This window comes from uncultured Clostridium sp., from assembly GCF_900547735.1.
GTDB lineage: Bacteria > Bacillota > Clostridia > Lachnospirales > Lachnospiraceae > Otoolea.
The window spans coordinates 14,539-31,296 of record NZ_URHZ01000068.1; the positions used below are offsets into that span (position 1 = coordinate 14,539).

13 protein-coding genes and 1 other annotated feature are annotated in these 16,758 nt (G+C 50.8%); of the genes, 4 read left to right on the forward strand and 9 right to left on the reverse strand.

Translation table 11 applies throughout. From position 1 onward, the window contains the following. Positions 1-96: 96 nt before the first annotated feature. The 4 genes from QZT18_RS18205 to QZT18_RS18220 are packed head-to-tail and all read right to left on the reverse strand — an operon-like array spanning position 97 to position 5,165. A complete protein-coding gene (locus QZT18_RS18205) occupies positions 97-1,317 on the reverse strand; it encodes an efflux RND transporter periplasmic adaptor subunit (RefSeq protein ID WP_294150156.1) in 1,221 nt (406 codons plus the stop codon). 16 nt (positions 1,318-1,333) lie between these two features. Further along, positions 1,334-3,685 (reverse strand): ABC transporter permease, encoded by a 2,352-nt coding sequence (locus QZT18_RS18210; protein WP_294150157.1) that lies wholly within the window; start codon positions 3,683-3,685, stop codon positions 1,334-1,336. A 36-nt stretch (positions 3,686-3,721) separates the two neighbouring features. Further along, positions 3,722-4,570 (reverse strand): ABC transporter ATP-binding protein, encoded by an 849-nt coding sequence (locus QZT18_RS18215; RefSeq protein WP_366925921.1) that lies wholly within the window; start codon positions 4,568-4,570, stop codon positions 3,722-3,724. Next, positions 4,527-5,165 (reverse strand): TetR/AcrR family transcriptional regulator, encoded by a 639-nt coding sequence (locus QZT18_RS18220; protein ID WP_294150159.1) that lies wholly within the window; start codon positions 5,163-5,165, stop codon positions 4,527-4,529. The genes QZT18_RS18215 and QZT18_RS18220 overlap by 44 nt, the downstream gene beginning before the upstream one ends. Before the next feature lie 353 nt (positions 5,166-5,518). On the opposite strand from QZT18_RS18220, the gene QZT18_RS18225 reads away from it, so the two are divergent. The 3 genes from QZT18_RS18225 (at position 5,519) to msrB (ending at position 8,133) form a co-directional block, all read left to right on the forward strand. Beyond that, positions 5,519-6,010 carry a zinc ribbon domain-containing protein gene (locus tag QZT18_RS18225; protein WP_294150161.1) on the forward strand — a complete coding sequence of 164 codons (492 nt, stop codon included), beginning with the start codon at positions 5,519-5,521 and terminating at the stop codon, positions 6,008-6,010. An 11-nt stretch (positions 6,011-6,021) separates the two neighbouring features. Then, complete coding sequence (locus tag QZT18_RS18230; protein ID WP_294150163.1) at positions 6,022-6,981, forward strand: zinc ribbon domain-containing protein; 960 nt, start codon at positions 6,022-6,024, stop codon at positions 6,979-6,981. Between the two features lie 177 nt (positions 6,982-7,158). After that, positions 7,159-8,133 carry a peptide-methionine (R)-S-oxide reductase MsrB gene (gene msrB, locus QZT18_RS18235; protein ID WP_294150165.1) on the forward strand — a complete coding sequence of 325 codons (975 nt, stop codon included), beginning with the start codon at positions 7,159-7,161 and terminating at the stop codon, positions 8,131-8,133. Positions 8,134-8,224: 91 nt separating this feature from the next. Here the strand turns inward: msrB and QZT18_RS18240 are convergent, their stop codons facing one another. Then, positions 8,225-11,593: a UvrD-helicase domain-containing protein gene (locus QZT18_RS18240; RefSeq protein ID WP_294150167.1), complete on the reverse strand. Its 3,369-nt coding sequence runs from the start codon at positions 11,591-11,593 to the stop codon at positions 8,225-8,227. A gap of 128 nt (positions 11,594-11,721) precedes the next feature. Here QZT18_RS18240 and QZT18_RS18245 point away from each other — a divergent pair, with 128 nt between their 5' ends. Continuing rightward, entirely contained in the window at positions 11,722-11,931 is a 210-nt protein-coding gene (locus QZT18_RS18245) for a DUF6774 domain-containing protein (RefSeq protein ID WP_294150169.1), read from the forward strand. Between the two features lie 201 nt (positions 11,932-12,132). Here QZT18_RS18245 and QZT18_RS18250 read toward each other — a convergent pair whose 3' ends face one another. From QZT18_RS18250 to QZT18_RS18265, 4 genes are all read right to left on the reverse strand, one after another. Beyond that, positions 12,133-12,591, reverse strand: coding sequence for a GNAT family N-acetyltransferase (locus QZT18_RS18250; protein ID WP_294150171.1), 459 nt, complete (start codon positions 12,589-12,591; stop codon positions 12,133-12,135). A gap of 63 nt (positions 12,592-12,654) precedes the next feature. Then, positions 12,655-15,294 carry a valine--tRNA ligase gene (locus QZT18_RS18255; RefSeq protein WP_294150173.1) on the reverse strand — a complete coding sequence of 880 codons (2,640 nt, stop codon included), beginning with the start codon at positions 15,292-15,294 and terminating at the stop codon, positions 12,655-12,657. Positions 15,295-15,356: 62 nt separating this feature from the next. Beyond that, complete coding sequence (locus QZT18_RS18260) at positions 15,357-15,998, reverse strand: hypothetical protein (protein ID WP_294150174.1); 642 nt, start codon at positions 15,996-15,998, stop codon at positions 15,357-15,359. 21 nt (positions 15,999-16,019) lie between these two features. Beyond that, the gene (locus QZT18_RS18265; RefSeq protein ID WP_294150176.1) at positions 16,020-16,211 is read right to left on the reverse strand and encodes a DUF6472 family protein; all 192 of its coding nucleotides are present in this window, start codon (positions 16,209-16,211) and stop codon (positions 16,020-16,022) included. 107 nt (positions 16,212-16,318) lie between these two features. Then, positions 16,319-16,556 (reverse strand) — a binding site (T-box leader). Positions 16,557-16,758 lie beyond the last annotated feature (202 nt).

Consider the following 16,758-nt stretch of genomic DNA (forward strand, 5'->3'; position numbering starts at 1 on the left):
CAAGGCCGGAAACGGGAACAGACGGCCTGGAACTGAACCAGCGGTCCAGATAGATACTGTAAAAGGGCGAGGCCATTACCGGCCCTGCCCTTTTCTTTAAAACACTGTTTTCACTCTGCTTCCATCTACAATTCCAGAATCATAAGGATCCGAAATAACCACATCCCCCTCCGTCAGGCCTTCCAGTATCTCCGTTCTTCCATTTTCAGTCGTTCCTGCTTTCACCGCCGCGGCCTCTGCCTTTCCCGCCCTCACTCTATAGACCACCGTATCGGTGCCGTCCGGCACCACCGCGGATATGGGGACGGTCAGAACATTCTCCGCTTTTATTATATGAAACGTCAAATCCGCCTGCTGCCCGGCTCCGAACCGTTCCATCAGGGTCATGGTGTCAGGATCTTGGGGATCCAGCTCCACCTGGCAGCGGCTCTCTTCCAGTCCTGTGGATGATATCGCTTTTGACGCAGTTCTGGCTATAAATGCCACCGTAACCCTGCCTTTTATCCCATCGGGATACACCGCCTCGGCCTCCATCCCGACGGTGAGTCCCGCCGCATCCTCCGCCAGAACGGAAGCCGACAGTTTCATTTCATCCATGCGGTAGACTTTGACGGCCGCCTGGTTCTGCGCCAGATAGGCCCCTTTTTCCGTATATACTTCCCACAGGATTCCGTCAAACGGCATCACAACCGTGGTAGGGCCGACCGCATCTTCCAGTGTTTCGAGCTGCCTTTCGCTGGATGCGATCTGCTCGTTCAAATAGTTCCTCTGCTTCTCGGAATTGACCTCCCCGGCCTGGACATACTGCTGATAAGCCCGTGCCATCTCCGTTCGCGCCGTCTCCAATTCCGTCTGCGACAGGTATCCGCTGTCCGCCAGAATCCTGCCGTCCTCGTAATTTTTCTTTGCCAGGCGGTAGGCGCTGTCCGCCGCATCATAGGCGGACTGTGCCTCTCCTCCCGCTCCGTACAAGCGGTCATATTCCTGTTTGGCCTTGTTAATCTGCTGCTTTAACTGCTCCCTCTGGAGGTCCATGCTGATTTCCTGAGCCGTCTCGGTTTTAAGAAGCGCCTCTCCCGCTTTTACCTGCTCTCCCGGTTTATAGGGGATATCCGATACGCTACCGGCCGACGGGGTGCTCAGAATCATACTGTGGGCCGGCGTCAGTTCGGCCTGGACCGTAAATTTCCGTTCCAGGTTCCCATACCCGACTTCCTCCGCATCCGCATCCGCCGGCTTCATCATGCTAAGCCCAAGCGCCGCCAGGCAGAGTATCACAGCCGCCGCTGCCAGAATTTTTTTGTATTTCCTCTTCATATGACTGTTTCCCCCCCTATTCACGTTCCCGCAAAAATTCAGCCGGAAGTATTGTTTTCAGTTTTGAGAGCATGGCCGCAGAACCCAAAAATGAAGAGCAGGCCGTCAGACCGGCCGCTGCCAGGATGGCTTTTGCGTCCAGAAAATTCGGAATTGTATACATATCTCCCGACATCGTCGCCGTTATCAGAAGGCTGGCCAAAAAGGCCAGCGGTATTCCCAGGATAACGGCACCCGCCGTCAGAATCCACTGGCCGGTGGAAAGCACGTCCAGGCATTCCCTGCTGTTCAACCCGAGCAACATCAGAACCGACAGCTCGCGCTTCAATTCTTCGTAGCGGATCAGGGAACTGACATAGATGACCGCAAAGCCGATTGCCACACCCATCAGAGACATGGAAAACATGATTCCGCTCATACTGCCCATAACCGTGCGGTACTGCTCCATCCTCTCCTGCCTGCTCTGAATCAGCGATACGGTTCCCTTTCCCTGCAGCCTCTCCCTCAAATCCTCCAGCACACCGTCAGGAGCTTTCAGGTATACTCCGGTGAAACCATCCCCATAACTGCTTACCTTCCCGGCTCCCTGATAAGACATGTAGGCCAGACTTCCCATATACTGGGCAATGATATCCGTAACCACCGTACTTGTCTCCCTCTTATCCGGGTAGGACGTCCGCACTTCTATCATGTCCCCTCTCTTCACTCCCAATATTTCCGCCATGTGCTCCGAAAGGATAATTCCCTCATCCCTCACATATACCTGCCGTCCTCCGGTCCGGTACAGTTTGGTAAGCTTACCGTCTTTTGAAACTGCCTGCAGCGTGCAGTCTGTTTTCCCGTCGGGACCAGCCAGTGTGACGGGAAATTCAATAATTCCTTCCGCCTCCCGGATTCTCGGATCCCGGACCGCCTCGAACGCGTCACTGCGGCCGACGGGATGGCTGAAATATACCATAATATCCTGCCTCTGCGTCTTTTCCCAATAATTGATAATAAAAATGTCAAACATCGTATTCATGGACACCAGCGTGGCCGTTATCATATAAGCAGCCGCCATCCCGGCCAGGGAAAAACAGGTTCTTCCCGGATTTCTGGCAAGGGTTCTGACTCCCATGAGCCCCGGTATTGTCAGGAATTTTGTAAATCCCGGTATTTTTTCCAGAAATGACTTTCCGGCTGCTCCCGGAGCGGCCGGGCGAAGGGCCGCAGCCGGCTCCATCTTCCACAGGGAACCGACGCAAAACCACGCGACTCCCGCACAAAAAGCGGCTGCTTCCAGCGTTCCCACTGCAAAGTAGGTGAGCGAAAGAGGGGCAGAGACCGACGGAAGCTTAAAATACACCCGGTAGAAATCTGCCATCGGCTCTGCCAGGATATAGCCAGCGCACGTTCCCAGAATTCCTCCCACCGCTCCCACAAACGCCCCATATCCCAGATAGTGAAGCCGAATCCGCCATTTTGAAATTCCCAGGGCCATCATCGTCCCAACCTGTGTCCGTTGCTGTTCTATCATGCGGCTGAGTGTTATGTACAGGACAACCGCCGCCACCGCCAGAAAGAGAAAGGGAACTGCACCGGACATCCGATCCAACTGCTTAATCTCTTCTCCCACCATGGCGGCTCCTATCTGGTCCTCTCCTTTATAGGCCGATATCAGACCATAGGCCTCCAGAAGCTGTTCCACCTGTTTTTCGACTGACTCCCACTCAACCCCGTTATCCAGACGCATCAGGAAACTGTTCGCCATGCTCTCTTTTCCCAGGAGACGTGAAACGGTCCGGTATGATGCAAAAGCGGCATCATATGTCTCAGGACTGGGAAACAGTTCATTCATGTCGCGGATCATATAGATATTTTCCGGTGTCGTGCCGATTCCTGTTATCTTCATTGGAACTTTTTTACCGTTCACCACAATATGAATTGTATCCCCCGGCTTCAGTCCCCTGGCCTCCGCCATACTCTCCCCCAGAATCAATTCCTGTTTTCCCTCCTCCGGCATCGTTCCCCTTGTAAGCAGCGGCCGGTTCATCTGTCCCTCCGACCAGGACACCAGATGAAGCTCCGCCTGCCCCGTAACACCGGCCAGCTCCACATTCCGGACAAGCCTGCCTTCCGCTAGAGCGATACCGTCCAGACTTTCCAGCCGTGAAGCCGTCTGCAGGCCGACATCCGCGGTGTCCGCAAAGCCGTCGCAGAAATCGGTCTCCCTGAAAAAGGTATCTCTGGATTCGACCAGATTGTCATAGCAAAGTTCCAGGACGCTGTATCCGCACAGGCCGATCATTACAATCAGGATACATGACAGGTAAGCGGACAGGGAGGCCCTGATATCACGCAGCATTTTTTTTAACAAAATTCCTGTCATATCATGTCCTCCCCTTTGGATTCTCTCTTCAGTTAGCTACCAGTCCAGTTCCTCTGCGCCGCAGGGCGTCCCGTTTACCTCCGCGCGTACCAGCTCCCCGTCCTTCATGTGGAACACCCGGTCGGCCACGCGGGCCATCTCCGGATTGTGGGTAATCGTCAGCACCGGGCATCCCAGTTTATCCCTGACCTCCAGAAGCAGCTTCACAACGGCAATGCTGTTTTTGCTGTCCAGCGCTCCCGTAGGCTCATCGCAGAGCAGAAGCGCCGGTTTCTTCACAATCGCTCTTGCCACGGAAACTCTTTGCTGTTCTCCTCCCGATAGCTGGGAAGGGAAATGGCCCGCCCGTCCTCTAAGTCCTACCATGGCGAGCGCCTCATCAGGCTCCATTGCGTCTCTGGTCAGTGAGGCGGCCAGCTCCACATTCTCCCTGGCCGTCAATGAGGGAATCAGGTTGAAAAACTGGAAGACAAAGCCCACCACGTCCCGCCTGTAAACGGCAAGCTGATCCATCGTGCAGTCCGTCACCGCTCTCCCTCCGTACCGCATCGTTCCCGAGGTGGGGCGATCCATGCCTCCGATTACATTCAGCAGCGTGGATTTCCCGGAGCCGGAGGGTCCCAGGACTACGATGAACTCACCTTTTCTCACCTCAAAAGAGACGTTTTTTAATGCATCCACCGCCACATCCCCGGTCTCGTAGCGCATGGAGAGATTTTCGGCTTTTAATACAGCGTCTGAGTTACCGTCCGGCTCACTGTTACCCGTAGCTTCCATTCCGGCTTTGTTCATTCCGTTGTCTGCGGTTCTGTTTTCTATCATTTCTCTTCTTTTATCGTTCTTATTGCCGGCAATTCTGTCCCTGATACTCTTCTTTATAAGCAATCTCCCTGAACCGCCTTTCCCATCTGTAAAAGTTTTCCATCATTTCCTCTATGTCCAGGGGCAGACCGGCCCTCTGTCTGTCATGGATATAGCCGTCAACCATCCAGGTTATCATATTGCAGATTTCCACCGGATCAATTCCTTCCCTGAATCGGCTGCGGTCGATTTTTTCAAAAAATATGCCGTAAGCTTCACCGATAAAATTACAAATCGACCGGTTCAGTTCCTCGATCACCGGCTCCTTTTCCAGATAAAAACACCGCGTGACAAACTCCAGCACAAAAGGGGTCTGCTTCAGTATCTTCAACTTTTCCTGCGCCGCGTATTCCAGCAGCTCGAAGAAATCGGTCAGTTTGCCAAACTGTTCATCCAGGACCTGAGAGGTCACCAGTTTCGAACAGTATTCAAACAGGAACAGATAGAGACTTTTTTTGTTATGGAAATAATAAAACAGCAGACCCTTAGAAATACCGGCTTTTCTGGCGATTTCATCCGTCACCGCGTGTTTATAGTCGTTTCTGGAAAATACTTCGAGGGCTGCATTGATGATTCTGAGCTGTTTCTCCTCGGGAAGATCATAGAACTGGTCATTCATTTGCAGGTTTCCTTTCTATCAAAGGATGAAATGATTTGTTGTTTGACTGGTTTGGTCAATTTAATTGTACTTCATTGACTATTTTTTACAAGGGGGTACCTGAAACTTTTGCGGCCGCAGGGGAATTTCTGTTTTTGTTTCATTTTTAATTATCTGAATTAAAATGCGTTTTATCGCCCTATCGAAGACATTTTAACAGATTTTTCCATTTATTATGTATTTTTTGCAAGAATATGCAATATATTGTTGGACTTTTCTGTCGATTTGCGGTAAGATTTTATATGGGAATATTGGTGTGGAAAGTATGAAAGGGCCTCATGGCTTTTTAATAAAATACATAAAGGGGGATAAGTATGATTTGTCCATATTGTAACAACACAATGCCGGATGACAGCGTTTTCTGCTCTGAATGCGGTAAACGGCTTCAGCAGGAAGTCACTGAGCTCGTACAGGATAGCGTAATTTTATGTCCGATCTGCGGAAGTGAAAACCAAAAGGGAGCTAATTTCTGTACGAACTGCCGGTCTCCGCTTTCGGAATATGCCCTGCAAAAGCAAAGGGAACATAACGAACTGCAGGCCCGGAGCGCCCAGCTCAAAATGCAGGCAATGTCTCTTAAAGCCCAGCAGGAACAGCTTGAGCTGCAACAGCAGCAGTATGCCTCAATGGCAAAATGTCCCAAATGCGGTTCCACGTCCCTGTCCGGCAATAAAAAAGGATTTGGAATTGGGAAAGCGGTTGTCGGCGCTGCTTTAGTCGGCCCGCTTGGATTAGTTGCAGGTAATATCGGAGCAAAAAAAGTCCGTGTCACCTGTTTAAACTGCGGTAAAAAATTTATGTTATAGGGGGAAAAAGTATGTACTGTAGAAAATGCGGAGAAGAATTCCAGGGAAAGTTCTGCCCGAACTGCGGAGAACCGGCGGGTACCGGACAGACAGAAAAGGCAGCCGAGCAGAGGGAACAAACTGCCGGGCAGGAGAACCGATCTGCCGATCAGGAGAACAGGGCTCCTATTTTAAACGGCGTGGATATGAGCAGGCCGCAGGCCGCCCCGCCTTTAAAAGAACCTTTTTATGCACAAAGCTGGTTTGTTGTCCTGATGATGTTCTGCTGCTGTTTCCCTGTGGGACTGTTTCTTATGTGGAAATATAAAAAGTTCAGCAAGCCCGTGAGAATCGGCCTGACCGTGTTCTTTGCCATTGCCTTTATCATAGGCGTCGCAAAAGGCCCTAATGCTTCCGGAACCGTCTCTGATCCTGCCGGCACGGAAGCTCAGGAATCTGAAACTTCCAGACGGATGTCTTCCAGAACGGAAAGCGCCGACACCGTTAAGACCGAACCTGCTGCATCCGGCGAAAGCACCGTTACCGACAACCGGGACGCCGCTCTGGAGGCCGACAGGGAACTGTTTGATATCATCACAGCCGCCGAAGCCGATTATGCCACGCTCACCACGGTTATGGGAACCGAGGGAGTTTCCTTAGTAGACCTGTATGACACTGCTAAAACTGCCGAGAGTAACTTTGGAATTTACTGGAGCAATATCAACACTGTAAAATGTGACAACATAAAAGAATATCAGGATGCCGCCCGGAATTATGTTATGAATATGAAACTGATCGCTTCATCGGTAAAGAAATATATTGATAAGCAGAATATGGAGGATTTATCCGACGCAAAAGCCTTCATAGAAGATTCTCAGAATTATGCGATTATCGTCGTTGGCAAACGTTTGAAGTTTTTGACGGATTCAGGGTTTACCGATGAGGAAGCGATCCATATATTGTCACCGGAAAGTGAAACTGAAACTGAATAAATGATGTAATTCCTTTCCAAATGATTTTCACGGATTCTTAAACAGGGGCGGACTTTTTCTCAGATTGATTCACCAGTCAGAGAAAAGGTCCGCCTGTCTCTCATTCTATATTATTTAAAAATGGGTATTCTATCATTAAACTAGAAACGATATTGAAAAGAAAGCGAGGTTCACCTCATGAATTCAGAACAAAACAAAAATCTCAGGGAAATCTACTTTGCAGGCGGCTGCTTTTGGGGCGTTGAAGAATATTTTTCACGTATTCCCGGCGTCCACGACTGTATTTCCGGTTATGCCAACGGCTATGGCACAAATCCCTCCTATGAGGATGTCTGCTCCGATACGACGGGGTTTGCGGAAACGGTCCTTGTCCGGTATGATCCCGACATTGTCACGCTGCACATCCTGACGGAACAGTATTTCAAGATTATCGACCCGCTCAGTCTGAACCGGCAGGGAAACGACATTGGAAGCCAGTACAGGACAGGCATTTTCTATACCGGCGAGAAGGATGCCGTAACCCTGCGGACCGTCATGGACACCGTACAAAAGGGACTCCCTTCCCCTATGGCTGTAGAACTGGCTCCGCTGAATAATTTTTATCCCGCTGAAAGTTATCATCAGGACTACCTGAAGGTAAATCCAAACGGATATTGCCACATCCATTTCAATACGCTTGACGATTTGACCGTAGGCTCCGATGGAAAAGTAAGAGTCCGTCTTTCGGAAGAGGCACTGAAAGAAAAGCTGACCGGGGAGCAATATGAAGTGACCCAAAATTCCGCTACCGAAAGACCGTTCACGGGACAATACTATGACAATCATGAACCGGGCCTCTACGTGGATATTGTCACCGGCGAACCGCTTTTCGTCTCCTCCGATCAGTTTGATTCCGGCTGCGGCTGGCCAAGTTTTACGAAACCGGTCGACTCTTCGGCGGTTACGGAACTTTCGGATACCAGCCACGGTATGAAACGCGTAGAGATACGCAGCCGGGAGGGTGATTCGCATCTGGGCCACGTATTTCCGGACGGCCCCCTGGAAACAGGCGGACTCCGCTACTGTATCAACAGCGCCTCTCTCCGTTTTATTCCCAAAGACAAGATGGAATCCGAGGGGTACGGCGCTTATCTTTCCCAGGTTCAGTCATAAAACCGGGAGAAATTAACGGGAGCTCTTCGCGGACTTATCCTTCCAACGCCGGCCCGCATGTTCCGTGAACGGGCCGGTGTATGTATGATTGCTATTTCTCCTTTATCCAGTCGAACAGACTGAGCTGCTGTCCGAAACCGGATTCCGCCCGTTTCGTTTTTCCTGCCTCTTCCCGTTCGAAACATGTCTCCGGCAGAGCGTTCAGGAACTCCGACGGTTCCTTTCCCGTTACCAGCACCAACTGCTCTTTCGCCCTGGTCATTCCCACGTAAAAGAGGCGGCGTTCTTCCTCTTGATCTATCTCGTCCGCTTTTCCCGCCGACTGTCTTTCTAACGGAATCAGTCCCTTTCTGACTCCGCACAGAATCACGGCCGGAAATTCCAGACCTTTTGAAGCATGAAGAGACATCAGTGTAACTGCATCGGACCGGTACTGCTTTTTTCCCGGGCGGATCAGTTCACCCTCCGTGCCAAAAGCCAGCGCCTCCAAAAAGTCCTTCATATTGTGGTACATGAATGAAAGCTGCCATAATTTTTCCATATGCCGGCTGCCTGACGTATCTCCATCCGGTGCCGCAGTGATCCACTGTTCCAGGATATCCGATGGTTTTCCTTTTTTCAAAAGTGGAAGGTAGTGTTTTGCTTCTCCGGCAAACCTTTCTTCCCGCTCCCTGTCTCCCAGTTCGTTCCACAGAAGGCGGCGGCTGAGTCCGGCCGAGAACCGATCTTCCGGATTTAGCAGACTCCTGAAAAAACTGATACTGCCCCTGACCTCAGGATCCGCCAAAAATGCGTCTCTTCCCGCCACACGGTAAGGGATTCCTTCCTTGCGCAGACATTTCTCCAGAAGCGCTGCCTGGCGGTGGGTCCGGTAAAGGACCGCTATGTCGGAAAAACCGGCGAGGCGTCCCGTTATCCTTTTTTCCTGGGCATCCAGCATATCAATTCCGCCTACAAGACGGTTAATCTCCTTTGCGGTGAAAATAGCCTCGGACATCGCACTTTCCGCTGTGATAAGGCGTATCTTTGCTCCCTCTCCGCATACGGGCGTCAGTCTTCTTTCCTGCCCCGGATTTTCCGAAATAACGGCCTGCGCTCCTTCCAGAATAGACGGAACCGAGCGGTAATTTTCATTCAGGACAATATTAATTAAAGAAGGGTACTCTTTTTTCAAGTGCTCAAAGCAGGCCGCATCCGTTCCCCGGAATCCATAGATGGACTGATCCGGATCTCCGATCACAAAAAGTTCCCTTCCTCCCCGGTTCCATACCCTGATAAGCTCAAGCTGAACCGGGTTAACATCCTGAAACTCATCCACCAGGAGGTAATTAAAATGCTGTTTCCTGATTTCATTTTTCTGCTCTGTTTTAAGAAGTTTTAACGTCTCAAGGAGCAGATCGTCAAAATCGCACGCCCCTTCTGCCGTCAACCGCTTCTGATACTCCTGAGCAGCTTCATGAAAGGTATCTTCGCTGCTGTTTTCCCCTGTGGACGCGGGATTCCCCGCTCCCTCAGCCGTGGCGGCCGACGTTCTTTCTCCGGCCGGATCACACAGTTCCATTCGCGACTTTTTCAGGGACAACTGTCTTAAAAAGCCGGATGGCGGGATGTTTAAATTATATTCTCTTACAATATCCGCTGCCGTCTCTAAAAGCATCTCTTCCGGAGCCGGAATGCGGTTAAAACCCTGTTTTTTCAGAAGTTCCAGGCAAAGGCCATGAAATGTCCCCACTCTCAGCAGGCGGGTAATTCTTTTTCCTCCCGCCTGTTTTTCCAGACGCTCCCGAAGCTCCGACGACGCCTTATTGGTAAATGTAACGGCCGTAATCTCGGACGGTTTTACACCGCGTTCCTCCAGAAGATAACCGATTCTGGACGTCAGGGTTCCCGTCTTTCCGGTTCCCGGACCGGCCGTAACCGCAATCGCGCGGGCCGGTATGACGGCGGCTTCTCTCTGTTTTTCATTCAGATGGTCAAGAAAGAAATTTTTAGATTCCGGACAATCCAATTCAACCGCCGCTGCCGTCTCTTTTACGGCGTTACCTGTGTCCGAATCCATTTCTGCGCTCTCATCTGCCGCCGTCTCATATGCTGCCGTCTCACCTGCCGCCATCTTATTTGTTATGGCTCCATCTGTTGTCCTTTTCTCTTTCAAGTCCCCAACTGTTGCAGCTAAGTTTTCCCGGGGCGGCAGAAATAGACTGATCTGCCCGTCCACATTTTCAAGTTCCCACGGTTCGAACAGCTGGATCGTTCCATACTCTCCGTCAAATCCCGGATTGCGCAGGACGTTTCCACGGCGCAAACGGCTGATTCCCTCGGCAATCATGGTTCCGGCCGCCAATTTGATGTCTTCCTGCGGTACTTCCCTTAAGATGGAAAATTCATTTCCCAGTTTGGACAGCATCTCCTGATACTGTCTCTGGACCCTGACACTGGCTGCTGTTCTTCCTGTGGAGGCCGCTATTACCTCGGGCAGAGGCACCAGGCTCTCAAAAACTTTTCCGGCCGGCCGCACATAGCCCTCCGCCCGGTCGGCCAGCTCCTCCACCCTGTGCGAGACGCCGATGGTCAGTTTTTTCCCGCACACCGGGCATTTTCCCCCATATTTAATGGTCTCTGCCGGGCTTAAGCAAAGGTGGCATTTCCGATGCCCGTCCAGATGGTATTTCCCTTCCTCGGGGAAGAATTCAATCGTTCCCCGAAGGCCGTCACCCGTCTCAATCGCCTTCACTAATGAAGGGTAGTTAAGGTCCGTGTCCAGCAGATTTGCCTCTCTTCCCAGTTTTGACGGAGAGTGGGCATCCGAGTTCGATATAAGCTGGTAAGAATCAAGTGCTGAGAGGCGCCAGTTCATCGGCGGATCGGAGGACAGCCCCGTCTCCAGCGCATGGATATGGGGCGTCAGATCTCCGAAACATTCTTCTATTGTATCAAAGCCGGAAAACGCCCCGAACATCGAAAAATGAGGCGTCCAGATATGAGCCGGCACATAGACCGCATCCGGGCACACTTCCAGCATAATTTCCAGAAGATCGCGGCAGGGCAGCCCAAGGATCGGGCGTCCGTCGGAATGGATGTTTCCGATCTGTTCAAGCCTTGCGGACAAAAGCTCCGCCGCCTCCAGGTTTGGCAGCAGCAGAAGGCTGTGAACCTTTCTTACCCGCTCCCCCTGCTTATAAATCGAGCTAATCTCACCCGTTACAACAAATCTTACCGCCTGTGAGTCATCCGCGCCGTTATCGTGAATTCTGTATTCCTCTTTTAAAGTGTACAGCCCCTCTTCCGCCGGAACCAGTTTTTCTTTTAACTCCGCCCGCCAGGCCGGGTGCGTAAAATCTCCGGTTCCCAGAAGCCGGATTCCTTTTTTTCTTGCCCACAGCTCCAGCGCTTCCGGCGTGCAGTCATGGCTGGTGGCTCTTGAGTAACGGGAATGGATGTGAAGATCTGCTATGTACATTTTCATTTCTCCTTTGTATGCGGAAAATATTATCTTCTGTAGTATTGCTATCGATAGTATATCACAAAAACGGTCCGGCTCATTCTATTTTTTCTCCTCCGTTCATATTCTGAATTGAGGTGTCATTTATGCAATCTTGTGAATTTGCCATGACTATAACCGCCCTGGCCTGCAATATCGCCCAGGGTAAAACTTCGGAGGAAATCGCCCTGTATGCCGCCCTTTTCTCCCAATTGGGGGACACCCTGGCTACCATCGATGCGCACCAGGAACTCTGTTCGCCGCCGGAGAGCAAGGAGACGCAGGAATCTTCGCCGAAAAAAAGTACGTCCAAATAGAACGTGTCTAAATATCATTCCTACCGGAAAAGGACATTTTAAAACACGCTCTGAACGTTCACCGTTCTTCATAAAAATAAAAACAGAAAATGTACAACGCTTTCTGTGGACTTTTCACCGCCGTCCACAGAAAAAGCTCCGGACCGTCAGATGGGCATTTTACCACATCCTCCGCTCCGGAGCCTTTTCTGTTACTTTTTACTAACCGTCTTCGTCTAATGCAGACACCGAAAATTCTAATTCCATTGGGGTATACCTTAACCCGTTCGTCTCCTGTTCGGTATCCGTATCCCGAAATCCCAGACAATGATATACAGGGACTGCAAATGGGGACGAGTTTACCGTCATTTTGCCCGCGGCATTGTCCTTTAAAGCGAGTTCAAGCAGCCTGCGGCCTATTCCCTTGCGGTGATACCAGCCATCCACAAAGAATAACGCCACGTGGTTTCCACTGCTCCGGGTCGCTATTACCCCAACGAGCTTCTCTCTGTCAAAAGCCCCGTACCATCTAAGCATAGCAAGATACTCCGGATTACAGCAACTCCTGTAAAATTCGTCGACTCCCTGTACGGTATAGTCCGGAGCTTCAAACTCCAGAAAGACTCTCCAAACCAAAGCCCATGCAGTTTCTATCTCGCTTTCTTTCAGTTCCCTGAACAACAACCCGTTCCCTCCTTTGGCACCGGAACTTCCGGCAGATATGCAATCTCCCGGCGCTTCTTTTTACTTTCTGAGATGATCCAGTCTTTCCTTCACCTGAGCCATCATCTGGGTATACTTTTCAAGCTTTTCACGTTCCTCGGCAATCTTTGCCTCCGGCGCTTTGCTGACAAACTTTTCGTTGTTCAGCATTCCGGTAACGCGTGCCAGCTCTTTTCCAAGCTTTTCTTCCTCTTTTTCCAGTCTTTCGATTTCCTTGTCCAGATCCACAAGTTCTGCGAACGGCATATAAATTGTTGCCTGGGCCGTCACAGCCGATACCGCGTCATCCGCAATGTCCGTCTTATCCTTCTGGAGGACTACCTCGCCCGCATATCCGAGTGTTGCAAAGAATACCCGGCTGTGTTCGAAAATGCCCAGAATCTCATCGCTGTCGGACACAACGTATACCTTTGCCTTTTTGCTCGGCGGTACATTCATGGAGGTACGTACGTTTCTGATTGCGCGGACCGCTTCCTTGATTACCTCCACAGCCTTCTCCTCACCGGCGAAATTCCATTCTTCTTTGTAAACCGGCCAGGCGGAAATCATGATGGACGGTTCGTCATCCTGGAGATTGCAGAAAATCTCTTCCGTGATAAACGGCATATATGGGTGAAGCAGTTTCAGGGAGTTGATTAATACGGTCTTGAGCGTCCACAGCGCCGCCGCTTTTGTCGTATCATTGTCATCCCAGAGCCTCGGTTTTACCATCTCGATATACCAGTCGCAGAATTCCTCCCAGACAAAGTCGTATACCTTCTGGAGCGCGATACCAAGCTCGTATTTATCCATGTTTTCGGTGACATCCCTGGAAAGGGTGTTTACCTTCGACAGGATCCAGCGGTCGGCCATTGTGAGGTCGCTTAAGCTGACATCGGCTGCCGGAGCTTTTTCAATATTCATCATGATGAAACGCGTTGCATTCCAAATCTTGTTTGCAAAATTACGGCTTGCCTCCACTCTTTCCCAGTAGAAACGCATATCGTTGCCTGGTGCATTGCCCGTCATCAGGGTCATACGCAGGGCATCGGCGCCGTACTTCTCGATTACCTCCAGAGGATCGATGCCGTTACCGAGGGATTTGCTCATCTTGCGTCCCTGGGAGTCTCTTACCAGGCCGTGAATCAGTACGGTGTGGAACGGCTCTTTTCCCGTCTGCTCAATTCCTGAGAATACCATACGGATCACCCAGAAGAAAATGATATCGTATCCCGTTACCAGCACATCCGTTGGATAGAAATACTCATATTCCGGCGTTTTCTCCGGCCAGCCCAGAGTTGAAAACGGCCAGAGCGCGGAGGAGAACCAGGTGTCCAGCGTATCCTCATCCTGACGCAGACGGGCGCTGCCGCATTTCGGGCAGGCGTGAGGCGCTTCTTTCGCCACTACCATCTCACCGCATTCCTCACAGTAATATGCAGGGATTCTGTGTCCCCACCAAAGCTGTCTGGAAATGCACCAGTCGCGGATTCCCTCCAGCCAGTGGAGATAGGTCTTTCCAAAACTCTCCGGAACGAATTTAAGACGTCCGGACTGCAGTGCCTCAATCGCCGGTTTTGCCATTTCATCCATCTTTACGAACCACTGTGGTTTTACCATCGGTTCTACGGTTGTGCCGCAGCGGTCATGAGTTCCGACATTGTGGGAATGCGGTACTACTTTTACAAGGAGTCCCTGCTCCTTAAGGTCGGCTACGATTGCCTTTCTGGCGGCATAACGATCCATTCCCTTATATTTACCCGGAGCGCTGATCGTGGCATCGTCGTTCATGATGCAGATTTCCTCCAGGCCGTGGCGTTTTCCTACCTCAAAGTCGTTCGGGTCATGGGCAGGCGTAATCTTTACACAGCCCGTACCAAACTCTTTGTCAACATATTCATCCGCAACAACCGGAATTTCACGGCCGGTCAGAGGCAGTTTCAACATCTTGCCGATCAGGTCTTTATATCTGTCGTCTTCCGGGTTTACCGCCACCGCCGTGTCGCCTAACATCGTCTCTGGACGTGTGGTGGCGATCTCTACGAAACGGCCCTCTTCGCCTGCGATCGGATAATTGATGTGCCAGAAGAAGCCGTCCTGCTCCTCGTGCTCCACCTCGGCATCGGAAATCGAAGTCTGGCAGACGGGGCACCAGTTGATGATTCGGGAGCCTTTATAAATATAGCCTTTCTCATAAAGCTTTGTGAATACCTCCAAAACCGCGTCGGAGCAGCCCTCGTCCATGGTGAAACGCTCTCTGTCCCAGTCGGCGGAGGAACCTAATTTATGGAGCTGGTTTACGATGCGGCTGCCATACTCTTCTTTCCACTCCCAGGCTTTCTCCAGGAATTTATCACGGCCCAGATCATGCTTGTCAATGCCCTCGCTTTTCAGCTTATCGATGACCTTAACCTCCGTAGCGATCGCGGCATGGTCGGTTCCCGGCTGCCATAATGCTTCGTATCCCTGCATTCTCTTGTAACGGATCAGGATATCCTGCATCGTGTTGTCCAGGGCGTGTCCCATATGGAGCTGTCCCGTGATGTTTGGCGGCGGCATTACGATGGTAAACGGCTTTTTGTCCTTATTTACTTTTGCATGGAAGTATTTGCTGTCCAGCCATTTCTGGTAGAGGCGTTCTTCAATGTCCGCCGGATTGTAGGTTTTTTCGAGTTCTTTCATGTGTATCTCCTTTTCTCTTTTCAGTTCTTTTTGTGAATCATTATTTTGTTTTATATCAGCGGTTATGTCTGTTCTTTCATTATAAATGAAATCGATTCTATCACCTGCATCACTTCCTGCTTAAAAACACTCTCCTGTTCTGCTGGAAAGGACGCCGTGATAAGATATCCGTTCTCTCCGTCCGAGGCCAGATAAAGAAGCTGGTACATTCTGTCCCCGCCTCCCGGCCCGGTCATTGTCATCCCAAGGCCCGCCAGCTCTTCGCTGACTTCGCGGATATCCGTCTTTTTAATATCGGGATATTCTTCTTTTAAGGCCTCCACATAGCCGTCTGCAAAAGATGTCTCAAAATCGGCAATCATCTCTTTATTAAGGCCCTCTGCAGGAGAAAATGAAATATGGACGCTTCTGTTTTCCAGAAGACTGAGTTCCCATAACTCTCCTGTTCCCGTAGTCCGCCATTTTGCTTCATCGGCCTTAACGGTGAATCTGCCGTCTCCGCTCAGATATACTCCGTTTTCCAGCGTTCCCGGCGTCTGTGCTGCCGCCGTCTCAGTAACGGTTCCGGTTGTGCGGCATGCCGTCAGCAGCATGGCTGTTATGACCACAAAAACCACCGCAGCAGCCACGGCCTTCCTGCCTGCTGTCGCTGTATTTCTTCCTGCTGTATTGCTTTTCTCAGCCATCCGGCGTTTCTCTGCCATCTGATGCCTCCTCGCCTGGTATTACATCTGTTTCCTCACAATTCGGTATTCATCGTCTGTCTGGTAGTAAGGACATTCAAAACGTTGATTTCCGAGAAATGAAGCCATTTCATCTTCATCCAGATCCGCCTCACAGACGTAATAACCATAATCCTCATCATAAATATAATTACCGCAGGATTCGCAGCTCTGCGGTCCTCCCTGTTTTTTCAAGCCTCCACCTCCTTTTAAAGCGCCCGGCGTGAGTTTGAATGGCGTTGAAAAGCACGTTCCTCAAACTTTTCACTGTCAATCAAAAAAGCCCTCTGCACAATTATTATGCAAAGGGCGAAAAATCTTCCGCGGTACCACCTGGCTTCTGCCGTATCTCATAGAGCTCCGGCAATCTCATTGAGTCTTTTAACGGTGACCGGCCGTGACTCCCTACTTGCATCCTGCTTTGGGGAATCCCGCTCCGAAGCTACCTTCCATCCACACTTTCCCTGAACAGCCTCTCAACCAGTGGACCATCCTCTCTGTCGGGGTTATGCATGTACTCCTCTTCTTCACAGCATTTTCCTATATACTATGATATCATAGTGGTTTTTGGGCGGATTGTCAAGATTTAATTGAGGAAGGAGAACGCCGCCGTTAGGTCGGGGTTCGGAATGGTGAGTGGGAGGTTGTGAGTCTTCAGTCCCGGGCGTTAGGTTGTCGCGGGTGGGAAATCCGGGCAGAAAAAGTTCCTGCGGGAAACGCTTGCGCTCTTCGAAGTGCATAA

What these genes read in the sequence shown, in the direction of transcription:
- QZT18_RS18205 (WP_294150156.1), bottom strand. Translation starts at nt 1,317, where the DNA reads ATGAAGAGGAAATACAAAAAAATTCTGGCAGCGGCGGCTGTGATACTC.
- QZT18_RS18210 (WP_294150157.1), bottom strand. Translation starts at nt 3,685, where the DNA reads ATGACAGGAATTTTGTTAAAAAAAATGCTGCGTGATATCAGGGCCTCC.
- QZT18_RS18220 (WP_294150159.1), bottom strand. Translation starts at nt 5,165, where the DNA reads ATGAATGACCAGTTCTATGATCTTCCCGAGGAGAAACAGCTCAGAATC.
- QZT18_RS18225 (WP_294150161.1), top strand. Translation starts at nt 5,519, where the DNA reads ATGATTTGTCCATATTGTAACAACACAATGCCGGATGACAGCGTTTTC.
- QZT18_RS18230 (WP_294150163.1), top strand. Translation starts at nt 6,022, where the DNA reads ATGTACTGTAGAAAATGCGGAGAAGAATTCCAGGGAAAGTTCTGCCCG.
- msrB (WP_294150165.1), top strand. Translation starts at nt 7,159, where the DNA reads ATGAATTCAGAACAAAACAAAAATCTCAGGGAAATCTACTTTGCAGGC.
- QZT18_RS18240 (WP_294150167.1), bottom strand. Translation starts at nt 11,593, where the DNA reads ATGTACATAGCAGATCTTCACATCCATTCCCGTTACTCAAGAGCCACC.
- QZT18_RS18245 (WP_294150169.1), top strand. Translation starts at nt 11,722, where the DNA reads ATGCAATCTTGTGAATTTGCCATGACTATAACCGCCCTGGCCTGCAAT.
- QZT18_RS18255 (WP_294150173.1), bottom strand. Translation starts at nt 15,294, where the DNA reads ATGAAAGAACTCGAAAAAACCTACAATCCGGCGGACATTGAAGAACGC.
- QZT18_RS18260 (WP_294150174.1), bottom strand. Translation starts at nt 15,998, where the DNA reads ATGGCAGAGAAACGCCGGATGGCTGAGAAAAGCAATACAGCAGGAAGA.